This window comes from Okeania hirsuta (assembly GCF_003838195.1).
In the GTDB taxonomy this organism is placed as follows: Bacteria; Cyanobacteriota; Cyanobacteriia; order Cyanobacteriales; family Microcoleaceae; genus Okeania; species Okeania hirsuta.
Genome location: NZ_RCBY01000090.1, coordinates 1 through 16,059 on the forward strand (window position 1 = coordinate 1; position 16,059 = coordinate 16,059).

The 16,059-nt window shown below is 35.2% G+C and carries 12 protein-coding genes and 1 pseudogene; 8 read left to right on the forward strand and 5 right to left on the reverse strand.

The features are described from left to right. Window positions 1-349: 349 nt before the first annotated feature. From D5R40_RS16155 to D5R40_RS16170, 4 genes are all read left to right on the forward strand, one after another. Window positions 350-1,345 (forward strand): metal ABC transporter solute-binding protein, Zn/Mn family, encoded by a 996-nt coding sequence (locus D5R40_RS16155; protein WP_124154910.1) that lies wholly within the window; start codon window positions 350-352, stop codon window positions 1,343-1,345. Window positions 1,346-1,798: 453 nt separating this feature from the next. After that, entirely contained in the window at window positions 1,799-2,419 is a 621-nt protein-coding gene (locus tag D5R40_RS16160) for a hypothetical protein (protein WP_124147604.1), read from the forward strand. A 14-nt stretch (window positions 2,420-2,433) separates the two neighbouring features. After that, window positions 2,434-2,841: a hypothetical protein gene (locus D5R40_RS16165; protein ID WP_124147603.1), complete on the forward strand. Its 408-nt coding sequence runs from the start codon at window positions 2,434-2,436 to the stop codon at window positions 2,839-2,841. Beyond that, the gene (locus D5R40_RS16170) at window positions 2,822-3,319 is read left to right on the forward strand and encodes an HNH endonuclease (protein WP_124147602.1); all 498 of its coding nucleotides are present in this window, start codon (window positions 2,822-2,824) and stop codon (window positions 3,317-3,319) included. The genes D5R40_RS16165 and D5R40_RS16170 overlap by 20 nt, the downstream gene beginning before the upstream one ends. Before the next feature lie 231 nt (window positions 3,320-3,550). Here the strand turns inward: D5R40_RS16170 and D5R40_RS16175 are convergent, their stop codons facing one another. From D5R40_RS16175 to D5R40_RS16195, 4 genes and pseudogenes are all read right to left on the reverse strand, one after another. Next, window positions 3,551-3,784, reverse strand: coding sequence for a hypothetical protein (locus D5R40_RS16175; protein ID WP_124147601.1), 234 nt, complete (start codon window positions 3,782-3,784; stop codon window positions 3,551-3,553). Between the two features lie 143 nt (window positions 3,785-3,927). Further along, window positions 3,928-4,362, reverse strand: a pseudogene (locus D5R40_RS39685) (diguanylate cyclase). 41 nt (window positions 4,363-4,403) lie between these two features. Further along, window positions 4,404-5,222: a CBS domain-containing protein gene (locus tag D5R40_RS16190; RefSeq protein ID WP_124147598.1), complete on the reverse strand. Its 819-nt coding sequence runs from the start codon at window positions 5,220-5,222 to the stop codon at window positions 4,404-4,406. A gap of 661 nt (window positions 5,223-5,883) precedes the next feature. Next, window positions 5,884-7,614: an ABC transporter permease gene (locus D5R40_RS16195; protein WP_240041600.1), complete on the reverse strand. Its 1,731-nt coding sequence runs from the start codon at window positions 7,612-7,614 to the stop codon at window positions 5,884-5,886. A 704-nt stretch (window positions 7,615-8,318) separates the two neighbouring features. Between D5R40_RS16195 and D5R40_RS16200 the strand changes: the two genes are divergently transcribed. After that, window positions 8,319-9,461, forward strand: coding sequence for an ABC transporter ATP-binding protein (locus D5R40_RS16200; RefSeq protein ID WP_124147597.1), 1,143 nt, complete (start codon window positions 8,319-8,321; stop codon window positions 9,459-9,461). A gap of 837 nt (window positions 9,462-10,298) precedes the next feature. Here the strand turns inward: D5R40_RS16200 and D5R40_RS16205 are convergent. Beyond that, window positions 10,299-11,159 (reverse strand): Npun_R2479 family HD domain-containing metalloprotein, encoded by an 861-nt coding sequence (locus tag D5R40_RS16205; RefSeq protein WP_124147596.1) that lies wholly within the window; start codon window positions 11,157-11,159, stop codon window positions 10,299-10,301. Between the two features lie 1,670 nt (window positions 11,160-12,829). Between D5R40_RS16205 and D5R40_RS42035 the strand changes: the two genes are divergently transcribed. The 3 genes from D5R40_RS42035 (at window position 12,830) to D5R40_RS16220 (ending at window position 15,554) form a co-directional block, all read left to right on the forward strand. Then, a complete protein-coding gene (locus tag D5R40_RS42035; protein ID WP_338043266.1) occupies window positions 12,830-12,988 on the forward strand; it encodes a hypothetical protein in 159 nt (52 codons plus the stop codon). Between the two features lie 335 nt (window positions 12,989-13,323). Further along, a complete protein-coding gene (gene gshA, locus D5R40_RS16215; RefSeq protein ID WP_124147595.1) occupies window positions 13,324-14,475 on the forward strand; it encodes a glutamate--cysteine ligase in 1,152 nt (383 codons plus the stop codon). Window positions 14,476-15,092: 617 nt separating this feature from the next. After that, complete coding sequence (locus D5R40_RS16220; RefSeq protein WP_124147594.1) at window positions 15,093-15,554, forward strand: tRNA (cytidine(34)-2'-O)-methyltransferase; 462 nt, start codon at window positions 15,093-15,095, stop codon at window positions 15,552-15,554. Window positions 15,555-16,059: the final 505 nt, after the last annotated feature.

A 16,059-nucleotide genomic window follows, 5' to 3' on the forward strand; every position in this document is an offset into this window, starting at 1 on the left:
TCCCAAGATTGTTCTGCCCAACTATGCGCCTAAAATACTAACTTTTTGAGCGTTTTAGACTGAAACAGGCGCACTTTTTTCGTTCCCAAAAAGGCACTTGTCTTTATATGTCAATGCTTTTATATTTAATCAGCAAGCCCTAAATAAAGGTGTGCATCAAAAATCTGTTCTGGAATATAGCAGTCAAAACAAAGGGCGCGGACAGTTCAAAAGTTTAAAACTCAGACAAAGTAATACTTTTCCTTCTTTCTTCTTCCTTTTTCTTTCTTCCTTCTGCCATATCAAAAATATGAAAACAATATGATATACATTATGAAAGGAATATGAAAAATTGTCAATTAAAATTAAAATGAAATTAAGCAGTATTTCTACTCAAGGTTTCCCACAAAAGTTGTGGCCAGCATTAGGAATTTTATTGGGATTATGGATAAGTAGCTGTGCTGCCCCATTTTCAGACGGTAATGAAAAAAAACCTAAAGTAGTTTCCACTAACACCATCATTGCTGATATGACAGAAAAAATAGGTGAGGATGAAATTGAGCATCAGGGAATTATGGAACCCGGAGCCGATCCCCATATTTATGAACCTGTGCCTGCTGATAGTGTGGCTTTTGAGGAAGCGGACTTAATTCTCTACAATGGCTACAATTTGGAACCTGGTTTAATTAAACTGATGAATGCTGCTGGTATAAAAGCCCAAAAATTGGCAGTGGGGGAAAAGGTGACACCATTGCAAAATCCAGATAAGGGGGAGTTAGTGCCAGATCCTCATGTTTGGGGTGATGCGAAAAATGGAATTTTGATGGTAAATGGGATTCGGGATGCTTTGATTAAGTTGTCGCCGGAAGATCGAGAACTGTTTATGGAGAATGCAGCGATACTAACTGAAGAATTACTAGCAGTTGATACTTGGATTAGCGAACAAATAGCAACTATTCCAGAAAGTAAGCGCCGACTGGTGACAACCCATGATGCTTTTGAATATTATGTGAGAGCTTATGGTTTAAAAATGACAGGGACTTTAATTGGGATGAGTACCGAAGAGCAACCCAGTGCAAAGACAGTGAAAAATTTGGCAGAGGAAATTAAGAAAACTGGAGTACCTGCAATTTTTGCTGAGACAACAATTAATCCTCAGTTGATCACAACTGTAGCTCAGGAAGCAGGAGTAAAGTTAGCGCCAAGAGAGTTATATTCTGATTCTATTGGCGCTCCAGGTAGTGAGGGAGATAGTTACGTTAAAATGTTAGTGTCTAATACTCAAGTAATAGTAGAAGCTTTAGGTGGGAAATATACTGCCTTTGAGTGGGAAAAAAAATCTACTCCGGCAGTACAACCGCAGTAACTAGATTTACCGCATAATTAATAATTAAATAATTAAATAATTAAACAATTCAGCTTACTCTGCCTCCCCTTTCAAGGGGAAAAAAATAAATTTTTTCCTTATTGGTCAATCCTCTCCCTAAAAGGGAGAGGTAATTATCCATTATCCATTAATTAACCTGTTGCATAACGGTTAGCTACAAAGATTTTAGATTAAATCCGGTAGCATTTTTATAAATTTATGATTCTGCTTCTTTATAACGCTACGCATTAAGGTTAGGACATTTCTCAACCCTGTTATCGGAGCGTTTCCGCAGGAAAAACCCTTTAAAAGTTTACTATTTCCTATTCCTTATTCCCTAGCGGGTAGCGCTATCAAGTAAAAATTTCAGTATTTTATTCCTGATAACTTAATAAGTTTTTAGTATAATTAAAATATGTTCTCATACCATTTTGAAAAAAGTAGGAAAAAACAATGACATTAAGTAAAAAAGAAAGAAAAGATAAGATTCGTATAATCGCCAAAAATTCAGGTATAAGACAAGAGTACCTGGATTTAAAACTGACAGATGACGACATCTTGGAAGTGTATGAAAACTTACGTCCTTTGCAAATTGTCAAACCTGCCAATACTTACAACAGATATATGTTAAGTCAAAATACAGGTAAAGCAAATAAAAAGGCAAAGATGGCAGAAACCAAAGCTAATGCAGAAAAAGAAAGAGCAGATCGAGCTGAGAGTCAACTACAGCAATTTTTAAATCCGGAAAATTCTGAGCTTCTACAAATAGGTCGATGGTTAAAAAATGCACTATCTAAAGTAGGTAAAGAACGTGCTGAATTATTAAAAGAAAAAGACTTAGTGCATCAGACTGACTACGAACATCATGTAGAAGATATAAAAGATGCTATGGAAGAGCATCAAGAAATTGCAGAGGAAGTTGTTTTAGAAAGTCATCAACTCAAAAAAGAAGTTAACACTAAGCTTGATGTATTAAGACACCAACAAAATATGACCAAGAAATATATTATCAAGTATTACGGTATGGATGTATGGCAGAAAATTGAATATTATTTTGATAAAAAAGTAGTTTAAAAGAGGTAGTCTTAATGAAGATAGTTCAAGGTTTAAATTATCAGCAATGGCAACGAAGAAATACAGATAAATTCAAAACTCTGACAGTTGCACAACAAAAGGAAGCTCGAACACAAGGATTTTTCAATCGAGGATGGGATAGAGTTCAAAAATCATGGGACATACTTATGCCTTTTGTCAATATAGTGAATAACAATGTTGTCACTATGTTCGACCATAAACTTAATAAAGGGGATCTTATTGGTGCCATTGATCGCTCGCTCCATGAAACAGAACATATTGAAGAAGTTTTAGACCAGCAAGTTGACAAAATTGACCAAATTTTGCAGAAAGCAACAGATATATTTAAGAAAACTAAAAAACGGTTTGCCACATACGAAACAGCAATGGAGCATAGATACAATGAGCAAAGTAAGACTTGATAAACTATATACACTATATGACGCTTCTGAAATCAAAGATATTTGGGATGCAGCTCAAACAGTACTCTGTATCAAAGACCCAAAAGGAGATTTTATCAGTCCATATAAGTATCGAACTAATAAAAGCTTCAAACCATGTCCCTATTGTGGAAAAAAAATGGTGCATGGTAGACAATATTCTACTCAGTCCAAAGAAGAAGCTAAAAAACGAGGTTATGAGTACAAAACGGTTGATGGGAAACCATACATAAATCAAGCGGGTTCATTTTACTATCACGAACATTACGTTACCATTGACCACAAATTGAATAAAGCACGTTTCCCAGAAAAAATGTTTGATTATGATAACCTGGAAGCAATTTGTTGGCGTTGCAATAATGAAAAAAGTGATAATCTTATATTTGAATTAGAACACAAATTAGAACATCTTAAATCATTAAAGGAGTCTGTTTTTAACAGGTATCCAAATGCACATTAATGAAATATTTGGAAATATTTGGAAATATTTGGTATAGGAGAGTTGCTCCCTAGTGCCAACAAATTTTATAGTTACAGCAGTTTTGGAGTTGATAAGGTACAAAATTTTAGGACTTTAGGGAGTAGGGAGTAGGGAGTAGGGAAAAAAAGATTAGCCTTAAAAGCGTACCTTACTATCCTAAAAAGTGCTGTAAATTTTTACTGCCACTAGCGATCGCCTGTCAAATTCTAGCTAAAGTATTATGACTTCTTCCTTCTTTTTCCATTCAGCTATTTTGACATCACATTCCAGACAGCTAGGATTTTCTATTTTCAACAGCTTGATTTGATCGAACAATCCGCCATATAATTCCTGATTAATTGTTACAAATAATAATGAGTTAACTACTACAATAACTTGACTAATAACTGTTAGTGTAGCTCCTCCGTAGGAGGCTAACTGTTCGCTAAAATGACCTATTTTCATTGGGCTTAATTTGATTTTGCTTCAATAAAACTGCTTATTTATGTTATGACCCTTAATATTTATATATGACTTATTTCTTTATGCTTAATTCAGATTTTTTTAAAATTTCTTAATTAAAAAAAAACATAAAATCAAGATTAAGTTTACTGCTTTAATTGATACAAAACAACTCGATTATGTCCTGCTTTCTTCGCCTGATACAAAGCTTCATCAGTCCGTTGAATAATATTTTCTCCTGTAATTCCATGTAGAGGAAAACAAGCCACTCCAAGAGAAACAGTGATATGTAGCAGAGTTTATCCTTGATTTTGTAATGATAATTACCTCACTCCAGAACAAATCATTTATGCTCTTTGTTGAGCAATCTTTAGAGGAGTATTAGTTGATATCACAGTCATTTATTCTCCACCGTGACGACAAACAATATCATATTTTCTAACTTGTTTCTGTAAAAACTGCGCTACTTTTTGGAGAACAATATCTCCTACATTGTGACCATAAGTATCGTTAAACTGTTTAAAGCGATCGATATCTACCATGATAATACTTAGAGGTTGTTGATAACGTTTCGCTTTGATAACAAAATGTCAGAAAACCCTGGAAACAGTTTTTTGATAAATTATGCTAGCATTTTTTTCGTATCTTCAATTTTTTCGCAAGCTTGTAAAAAATCTATCATTTGGTTAATAGTTGCCATTTCTTGGTTGTGTTGCTCCAGTCTATTTACTGATTCTTGCAAACTCTCTACCTGTTGCTCTAGATGATTATTATTACGATGCAACATTTCAATTTTTTCAGTTTGTAGGCGATCGACTTCCTGTTGCAATATCTGAATCATTCCATGCATATCCACAGGATTCAGATTTTCCAACAAGCTAGTTTGCGTGACGAGTCCTAACAATTGGCCATCACTACCACATACTACTAATCGTTGTACTCGCAACCTTTGCATTTGTTGATGAGCTTTCCATAAGCTATCAAACGGAGTCAAACTCTGTAAAGGAGTACTCATAACTTCTGAAGCTTTGAATTGTTTGATATTCATCCCCAGTGCTTGAAATTGCACAATATCTCTTTGTGTGACAATTCCAATATGATATAATCTCTGTTGTGGATCTGTGCGAATTATTACTATACAACTAACTCGATACTTTACCATTTTTTCTACCAAAGTAAATATAGATAGATCTGGCGTTCCATGAATAACATCAGTAGTCATTACTTCTTTTACCTGTCGATGTTTAAGTAAATCAACTGATTTTAAAGAATTGCGGAGACTTGCAACTGTAATCAAACCCACTAATTCCCCTGTATTGGATAGTACTGATAGATGACGAATTTTATGCTGCCGAAAACAATTGACAACTTTAAAAATATCTTCGATATGTGAAGCAACTATTGTAATCAACTTCTGAGTCATCACATAATTGATTTTCAAATTTTCCAGAGAAATTTATTGGGCAATTAAGCGTACTATATCCCGCTCGGTTAGTATTCCTAATAGTTGATGATTTTCTACTACTAATCAACAACTCGATCGCTTGCTTGACTCTATACTTTGATTTGATTAGAGTTGTCGCTTTATAACTTAAAAAAATCCCAAAAACCTTGTTTTGTAAGGATTGTAGTTATTGGATATAAAAAAAGCTTGGAATTATTGCTCTGTCTAGGTTAGAGTGATTTTTTCCCTTTATTTAGCGACAACTCTATTGTGTAACTGCATCAACCCCCTCATCTTTTTTTCTGGGTTAACTTAGATGATATATTGCTTCAGTCAGTGGCATATCTGAGCCTCTTATACCAATTTGAAAAAAGAATGTTACCGTCACAACACAGGGAACAACGGCGCGACCCCGTGGGGTGCGACAGACTGATATGGTAGCGCACTCCTGTTAGGGAACACGGGTTATGGGAATAGGCAAAGAAAAACACGATTTATGGTCAGGACTTACACAAGATATTAAGTCATATCAAATCCGTTTAATTCGGTATAAAAAAATGTTCCATCTTCAACCATTTTCAAATATTTCTCGATCTCCCCACATTCCCCTCCTGGGAGGGGTTAGGGGTGGGTTCCCACACTCCCCCACTCCCTATCTTTAATATTGACGCGATTTAGCAATTTTCAAACTGAGTAAAATTACTGGTATAATCCCTACCAAAACAATTGCTAAAGCTGGACCTGCTGCCTCCGTTAGCCGCTCATCAGAAGCCAAATTATAAACCCTCACTGCTAAGGTATCAAAATTAAACGGACGAATTACCATTGTTGCAGGTAACTCTTTCATCACATCCACAAAAGTTAGCATTGCTCCAGTTAATAACCCTCCCCACATCATCGGTGCATGAACTTTAACCAGAGTCTTCGTAGCTCCATAACCTAAACTTCGGGAAGCATCATCTAAACTTGGTTTGATTTTAAGCAAGCTTGACTCCACAGCACCAAATGCTACCGCCATAAACCTCACCAAATAAGCAAACACTAATGCTGTAATAGTTCCACTGAATAATAAACCAGTTGATATCCCAAATCTTGAACGCATGAAGCTATCAATGATATTATCAACCGCACCTATAGGAATCAAAATTCCTACTGCAATAACTGAACCCGGTACAGCATAACCCATTGCAGTAGGAATCAAAATTCCTACTGCAATAACTGAACCCGGTACAGCATAACCCATTGCAGCAATGCGGGTTGATAAACGCATTCCCAAATTTCGATTCAACCGCACGCCATAAGCCATAATTAAGGCGATCGCTACAGCAAAAACAGCAGTAACTCCTGCCAAAATCAAACTATGGGAAGCATAATTCCAAAACTGTCCCCGAAAACTTTCCCCACTTTCAGCAATAGTCATTTCTAATAATAATCCTGCTGGCAACAGAAAACCCAACAAGACTGGCAGCAAACAAGCAAATAAACTGACTATCCCACGTATTCCACCTAAATGAAACTGCTGCAATTTTTGATACTGACTGCTAGTTTGATAATATTTTGCCTGCCGACGCGACCATAACTCCAGCAAAATTAACCATAAAATAAATAACATTAATACTGCTGCCAACTGTGCTGCTGCAACTCTCTCTCCCATGCCAAACCAAGTTCGATAAATGCCAGTGGTAAATGTTTCGACTCCAAAATATTGCACTGTTCCGAAATCATTGAGAGTCTCCATCAGTGCTAGAGCTAAACCTGCCATTATTGCTGGTCGAGCTAGAGGTAAAGCTATTTTATAAAAGCTACGCCAAGGGTTGCATCCCAGGGAGCGACTAGCTTCTAAAGTACAGGTTGATTGTTCTAAAAAAGCGACCCGTGTTAATAAGTAAACATAAGGATATAGGGTAAGGGTTAACAAAGCGATCGCTCCTCCAATGGAACGAATCTCCGGAAACCAATAATCACTGACACTTGCCCAACCAAATACCTCTCGCAACCACATTTGTACAGGTCCATAAAATTCTAGTAATTCTGTGTAGGTGTAGGCAAGAATATAGGCGGGAGTTGCCAATGGTAGCAGCATTGCCCATTCAAAGATGCGACTACCAGGAAAGCGACACATTGTGACTAACCATGCTACCCCTACTCCGATGACGACAACTCCACAACCTACTCCTACCATTAAGATGAAGGAGTTTAACAGATAACGGGGTAAAACTGTAGAAGCTAAATGACTCCAAATTTCTCCTGTATCCGAGAAAATACTGCTGAGAATAAATACTACAGGAGCTGAGATTAATAAAGCGATCGCTATGACAAATACTGTCCAAGCATTCCAGTTGAAATAGTTAAATTTTTTCACATTATCAAACATTTTGATTTTATACATTAGAGACTATAGCGCTGCGCGCAGGCAACAGGCAATAGGCAACAGCGGTGCGACCCCGCGTCGGCGTCAGACGCAAGGGAATGCGCACCAAGAGAGGCAATAGGGGAAATAAAAAACCGTTGGCGCAAGCATTCCGTAGGAAATCATATAAGACTTTTAGTTATTAGACATCTCCAAAAATAAAAAATAAAATCAATTATCATACAGAAATTATCAATTATTTTCCCCCTCCATACCTATTCCCTATTCCCTCTTTTCTGGAGATGTCTATTACGTAATACTATTTCTGAATAGAAAAGTAATACTATCAGGACTTATATCATATAGCAATATGATTTTAGTTGTGAGATATTGAAGACTTTTGTTTTAGGTATGGAGGGAATAGGGAATAGGGAATAGGAAAGAAATGAATACATAAGAATAAGATAACTACTATATTCTATGCTTTAAAGGAATACCTCAATTCTCACATCTGATTTCTGATTGCTATATATAGAATTTTCTCTTCAGCATAGCTGCCTTCTGCCCTCTGCCATCTAGAAATAGTAAGCGTACCGTCACACACCCTACTTTATTGGCAAATAGCCTCTTAGAAAATTTCCAGAAACTTAATGAGAATATCTCCTAAAAATTAGGTTAATATAATTGAGAAGTAAATAATGTTCTAGACATATTTTAAGAATTTAAGGGAGGTTAAACAATAAATGGCCCAATCTGTAATTCTCTGTTTGGAGAGTGTCAGCAAACAATTTTCTCGCACTGCTACCCCTGCGGTGCAAAATGTCAATTTAACATTGTACCAAGGGGATATACTAGGGTTATTGGGGCCTTCAGGTTGTGGCAAAACAACTTTATTGAGAATGATTGCTGGATTTGAGCAACCACAGTCAGGTATTATTACTATTAATGAGCGAGTAGTTGCTGGTGTAAATGATTGGGTGCCACCGGAAAAACGAGATGTTGGTATGGTCTTCCAAGATTATGCCTTATTTCCCCATCTAACGGTAGCTAAAAATATTGCATTTGGTTTACATAATTCTGGCAAAAAGTCAAGTAGGCAAATTAATCATCAGGTTGCAGATGCTCTGGAGTTAGTTGGTTTATCTGGTTTGGAAAGTCGTTATCCCCACGAACTTTCTGGGGGTCAACAGCAACGGGTAGCTTTGGCGCGTGCTTTGGCACCAAATCCAGCTTTAGTATTATTGGATGAACCTTTGAGTAATTTGGATGTACAAGTCAGAATTAGATTACGGCAAGAATTACGAGATATTCTCAAAAATGCTGGTGCTTCGGGAATTTTTGTTACTCACGATCAAGAAGAGGCAATGGCTATTTCTGATCGGGTGGCAGTAATGCGAGCTGGATGTGTGGAACAGTTTGGTACTCCGGAAGATATTTATACTGAACCTGCTTCTCAGTTTGTGGCTGAATTTGTAACTCAGGCTAATTTTTTATCTGCACGTCGTCAAGGTCAGGTGTGGGAAACGGAACTTGGGGGTTTTGAATTAACAGATAATCATTTATTTTGTGGAAAAATTGGTAGCTTAGATGAATTTGATCGAGTTGAGTTAATGATTCGTCAGGAAGATTTGATGTTAAAACCTGATGATGGCGGGTCTGTAGTGATTCGCGATCGCCAATTTTTAGGTCGTGAATTTCGTTATTCTTTACGCACTGAATCTGGACAAGAATTAATTGCTCGTACAACTCCACAAGTAGCATTGCCCATTGGAATTAAGGTTAAGGTATCTATTACAGAGGATTGTTTGAGGGTCTTTCCTTCTACATCTACTAAAAATCTGGCGTTAGTGAAATCACTGGGTGATTTTGTACGGCAGGCGAGGTAAAAAATACGTTGTTGCCGACCTATTTATAGAACCCTTATGGAATCTATTTAAAAATATAGGGGGAGTGTGGGGAGTGTGGGGAGTGTGAGGAGATGGTGAATCTGGAGGGAAATTTCCACCTTTTTCCCTATTCTATTTCTCTAGATCCTGATCTCAAATCCGTTTTATTGGACATAAAAAAATTCTCCAATCGTTATAACTACGCTCATCTTTGTAATTCTCTCTCCTCCTGAGGACTGAGGACTGACTCCTCCTGACTTAAGCATTCTATAACTGTTTAACCGGATTTGATCTGAGAAAGTCCTCCTGACTCCTTTGCCAAAAACCCGTATCGCGTGCAAAGATACCATGAGACTTCTATAGGTATTCAATTTTTAACAATAGATGAGTTGATTGCAAGCTGGAGTAATAAAGCGATGGTGTTAGTGGAGTCGCACCCAGACTTTTATCAAAACTTAGACTATAGAAATAAAGTTAGCGGTTTGTAGCATTAACTAGGACATTGGAGTTATGGCCTTATCATTGCTAAGGTTTTACTGTTAAACCTGTTTATCAGTATGATTTTTTTCTTTAATACAAATCCTGACAAACGATGTACTGACTCGAACGGATAGGGATATGCTAACTGGAGTAGCGATCACTGTTTTAGTAATAAACGCCATCGCTGTTAGTCTCAAATTTATCCAATCAATGCTCATTGCTCACCTTGCCCAATGCTTGGAGCTAGATATCATCTTAGAATTTTGGATAAAGTTTTTCGAGCACTAATTATCCCCAGTCAGCAGGTGCAGAAACCGGGTTTCTCTAGATAGTAATAAATTTTGCCTTGATCGCTAACTAACTGATAGCTACAGCCTCTTCAACAGCATTATCATGTTCTACTCGGAAAACATTCGCACTTAGGTTCGCTACTATCTGTTTTCCTTGTTGAGTAAGATTTAGATAAGCGATCGCATCCTTAACGTAGCTATAAACTACATTCCAGTAAAACTTAGGATAGCCCCGACGTAAATCACCTGGATTATGATATCCCAGTATTTTATTCTGGCCTGTTTCCTCAAACTCATAGAAAAGGGCACTAATTTTTTGTAAATAACGGGGGTCGCTTAATTGACCTATTAGATCTGCTGCCCTCACCAAACCAGGATAGTTTTCCTTATCCTGATGATCTTCATCTGCTGGTACTGGAAAACGAGTCAGTTCTATGTTACGCTTAATTACTTCTGCATCAATTAACTTATGACCTCCAAAGCGTTCCTCAATAAATAGTTTACCTCGGTCAACATGATAAGGAGTTAGGTTAGCATCCGTAGCGCCTCTAGGTAAAGATACACTGGTACCATCTATGCCTGTAGCATACAATCTTAAGTCTCCTCTATCTTGACGACATACACCTTTGACATATCCAATATCGTGACAAAGTAAGGAAATGTGGTAGTGTAGCCAATCTTCACAAGAAACTCCGCCCTCACGGATATGCTTCCCGCGTAAAATTTCTTGTCCCACTAAAGTTACAAGAATAGTATGTTCTACATTGTGATACAGGGCATCACTATTAGCAATATTTTCTAATGCCATTCCGGCCGCCCAGGCAATAATATCAGCATAATCTGCTTTATATCCACCATAAGTATGACGATAGCCATTAGTCAGCCGTTTTATGAAGGCATCAATTAAAAGTTCTGTGGAGTTAAACATCTGCAGTCTCCTAATTTAAATTTTCTATTTCACTGAATTTCAGTTTAATGAACTTATACACTTTTTTATTTACCATCATCAACAAATTATCTCACTTCATTTTCTTTTTTTCATTCCTCTATACTACTTATTATTATTTTTAGCCATAGTGAAAAAGTTAATTTCAGGTTTCAATATATAGCAATTTTATTTGTGATATCTCCTAGGCTTTTAGAGAACAGGGAACAGGGAATAGGGAATGAGAAACACCTAAGCAATAAAATCCTCACGAATGATTTAGGATTGCTATATCTACATTGATTGAATACTTAGATGCTATCCAAAGTTTGAGGTGGAAGATTATCTATTAATCATTTTGTAATAGTTTTTCCATTGCATATCTCAAACTAGATTGTCATCTTTTATTTTACAAATAGTTCTGTGAACCCTGCAACTTTTCTCTCAAATATTTGATTTTATATTGATATTTTAAATATTGATTTTATACATTACTTTCTTGTTATGTAATTGTCAAAAATCTCTTATAAGCTTCTAATAAAGAACAAAGTATTACAGCTTAATAGTGTAAAAAAATCTGTATATATTGATGATATTTTGTAAATTTTACACAAACTGCTATATTTATTTTTGAAGTTATTTAGCAAAAAAAAGATATTTACAATGATAAAAAAAAATCTCTACACTTCATTTTTTCCTGCTTTTTCGTCAATATAATATTTACAGCTAAAATGTAAATGCCACATATTTCTGTGTTATTTACTATTGACACATTAAGTTTACCATTCTATATTCGAGATAGCTTGATTTAACTATAAAATCACAAAAATAAAATTATAGTCCCGTCCTGTGATTGACGATTATGGTTAATATTCTTTTCAAAAATTATAGTTATTATAATTTAATTACCAATATACTTCAAACCTTGATAGTAATTTTTTTAATAACTATTATATGTAATTTAATCTCGATTTGTCAGTGATTAACATCTACTATTGGTTGTGATAGTAAAAAATCACTAATGTGATTTTAATCACAATAATAAAAAAATATTATATTAACATCCGTAAAAATCAAAATAGTAATAATGAAAAATCGCAAAAATAAATATCAAAATATATTTTATTAACCCAATTATGAAGACAGTGTCTTTAATAAACTAACCCAAAAAGTTAAACAATTGCCGGCTAGTTTACCTTGGCATCAACGCTGTTATGTTTGATCTTTTTCTTATATTTTATGTGGTTATTCTCCAGAAAAACAAGCAGATTTTTTAGATGATTATATAGCTGATGGTTTAGCAGTAAACATGATACAAGATATAGATAAGATTAACAGGGTGAACAAATATCTAAGACGGTTTCGTACTCAAACAAAAATCAATCAAAATGTACTCATAAATTATATTAGACAATATTATATTCATTCTGCTCAAGATGTACGCTGTCAAACTCTACAATATTTATAATTGGCATTAAAATGAGTCATTAATACAGAAAAAAAAATCAAATATTTAACTATATTTTGGGATTTGAAATGAGAAACTAGCTCGTATTCAAACAAATCAATATAATTTTATTAAAACATATATAAAACCAATTCAGCACGCTCATCTTAATGGCATTATTGTACCTAAAGATAAAGGAATATTTTTTGCAAAAAGAGATTATTATGTGCAAATACCTGAACTATCTCCAAAAAAGTTAGTGACTTTAGTAATAGCAACTTTTACGACTGATAAAGTTACTAAGTGTGGTTTTCTGATCGCTCGCCATATTAAAGCTTTAAAATTTGATTTTGATTATATATTTCAACAGCAAGAGGAAGAATAAATTTTTCCTCTAGAATTTTAGTCTCTAGTTAATTAGAAGAAAATCCTTCAAATATCTCTGTTAGAAATATATTAAATAATTAAATATTTAGCTGCTTTGATCTACAGTATTTTCAGACTAGTTATAATATAGGAATATTAAATAATTTATGATAAATTGATTACTTGATGTCTCTTAAACCCTAAATATCTACAATATCTCACAGTTAAAATGTAAATGCTATACTTCAATAAAGTAATAATATCCTGATAATCTAAGCCCTAGGACATAGACCAAAGATGTTAAATATACTGATACCATTAAAAATATAAATAAACCAAATTTAGGAGCCTGTTGTGCTGCTATCGAAAGGATTTGAAGTAGAAATGTACACTGGCACACCCCAAGGTAATACTGTTGGCCTGTCAGACCAAATTGTGGCCAAAGTAGAGGGGTTTGTTAGGGAGCCAGATAGTAGAAATGTAGAATACACAACTGCACCATTGTGTAGCTACGCTCAACTTTTATGTGCTCTAGTAAAGCCAAGACTGAAATTGAGAAGTTATTTAAACACTTTAGGGGATTACACAATAATTCCAGGAAGTACCTTATCTTTAGGAGGTAGTGATACCTTTGAACGCTCTGACCCTAACAACCCATATCACACATATATACAACAAACTTACGGTGCAAAAGTCGTTACAACCAGTATTCATATAAATATTGGTATTAGTGAACCAGAATTATTGATGCGAGCCATTCGCTTGATCCGAATGGAAGCCCCTTTATATTTAGCCCTAAGTGCCTCTTCTCCTTTTATAGATGGCCAGGCTACAGGCTTTCACTCTACTCGTTGGACTACTTTTCCGAAAACTCCAGCTTATGTCCCTCTATTTGAAAGTCATAGTCATTTCATCAAATGGACTGAAGAGAAAGTTGCTACAGGTGTTATGCAAAATGTCCGCCATCTTTGGTGTTCTGTGCGGCCTAATGGCGATCGCCGTCCCTATAATCTTAATCGTCTAGAATTAAGAATTTGTGACTTCGTGAGTAACCCAGTTATGCAGCTGGCCTTGGTAGCTTTATTAGAAGCTCGTTTATGGCAATTATTTGACGATCCTAGTCTCGACCCCTTAGAAAAAAGTAATTTATCTGCAACTAACCGTTTGGAAGATTTAGTCGCTTTAGCAGATAATAATGAAATAGCAGCAGCTCATCATAGCCTTGAAGCTCAACTCTCCCATTGGCAAGATGGTAGAACTATTTTAGCGAAAAATTGGATTGAGGAAATTTATCAACAGGTTTTACCTTATGCCAAAAAACTTGGCTTTAGTTGCTTTCTTTCTCCAATCAAAAAAATTATTCGGGAAGGCAATACAGCACAAAAATGGTTAGATCAATATAACAGTAGTCTTGACAGTCGGAGCGTAATTAAAGCAGCAATTTTGGAGATGGCACAACAAGAAGAAGAGCTAGAAGATCAATTATGTCAATCAATGGTGGCCTAACTTAATACCATTTCATTTAGTTCAGCTACATAGGTTGAAAGGAGTCAGGAATCAGGAGTTATACCAAATCTCAAAAGTTTTGCTACATATCCTTTCCTTGTAATGGGGAGATGAAATGGTAACTAAATATAGCATTTATACATGAGAAAATTGATTAAGAGTCAGGAATTAAGGTAAATAGCATTCTTTATTTGAATTGTTATAACTTCTACTATATCAAAATTTTTTTCTGAACTAGGGGTAGTGGCAAAGGAAGCACCAGGAGCGTGGGGAGATGGGGAGATGGGGAGTACCGGGTACCGGGAGTGTGGGAGAAATTAAAAAATATATTATATATCCTCATCATTATCATGCAAGACTACCGAACTAGGAAATCAAAATATAGTGTTTCTAGGATCAGAACGGTGAGGCACGACACTAGCCTAGAAAGTAAAACTAACAAAACTAAGATAAGATTAGGGGAGAAAAACCTAATTGCTATATTAGGCATATAGTTAAGTTTTTATTATACCTATATTGTATTGAATTATTGAATTTTCAGAGAAATCCTAAAACTTAAAGGTAGGATCTTCTAGCTAACAACTTTAATGTTCTCAATATCAAAATAAATTGATTTAATGCCTCAAATTGTTCTAGTATATCCGCAAATTCCCCCAAATACAGGAAATGTTGCTCGTACTTGTGCTGCTACTAATACAGAATTACATCTAGTAAAACCTTTGGGTTTTGAAATTAGCGATCGCTATTTGAAACGGGCAGGTTTAGATTACTGGCCTTATGTTAAACTATATGACCACGATAACTTCAAAGAGTTTCAAACCTATCATCAGCAACGAGGTGGAAGACTGGTAGGTTTTAGTGCAAAGGGAGCTTCTAATTATACTAAATTTCAATACCAAACAAATGATTGGCTATTGTTTGGTTCAGAAACTAATGGACTACCACAAGATGTCCTAGAGTATTGTGTAGCAACTCTCTATATACCAATGACACAGCCAAAGGTTCGTAGTTTAAATCTTTCTGTTAGTGCTGCCTTGGGTTTATTTGAAGCCAGGCGTCAATTGGATTATCTGAGTTAAAATCATTATTCTGATAATATCTATACATCTATAATCTTTATTTACTATTTACAGATATGTATATTAATGATGAAAAACATCATATATCCCTAATTAAAACTATACTGCCACACTAAATATAGTTTTGATCGCTCAAAAATCTTTAACTTCTTAAATATTCCAATTATAAGTATTTAATGGGTCATTTTGCTCTGTATAAGTATGACGCATACAGTCTGTAATTCTATATCTATCTATATATAAGAAATTTCTATATATCTAATAATTGCCACAACTGCCAAGTTAGTGTATACCAAAATTTAGATGATATTTTCTCCTGAAATCCTTTTGTTCGTCTAGAGGGTATTTACTAAAGGACTAAATAATTCAGAGAAAAATACAATTGGATTATTTCCAAATAACATGGCAAAAATAAACTACGAGCAAGAATGTTGTAATATTTAGTGCCTTAAAAGTTAGTTACTTTTTTTGTGCTATTTTTGGCCATTAAATAAAAATCAAATTA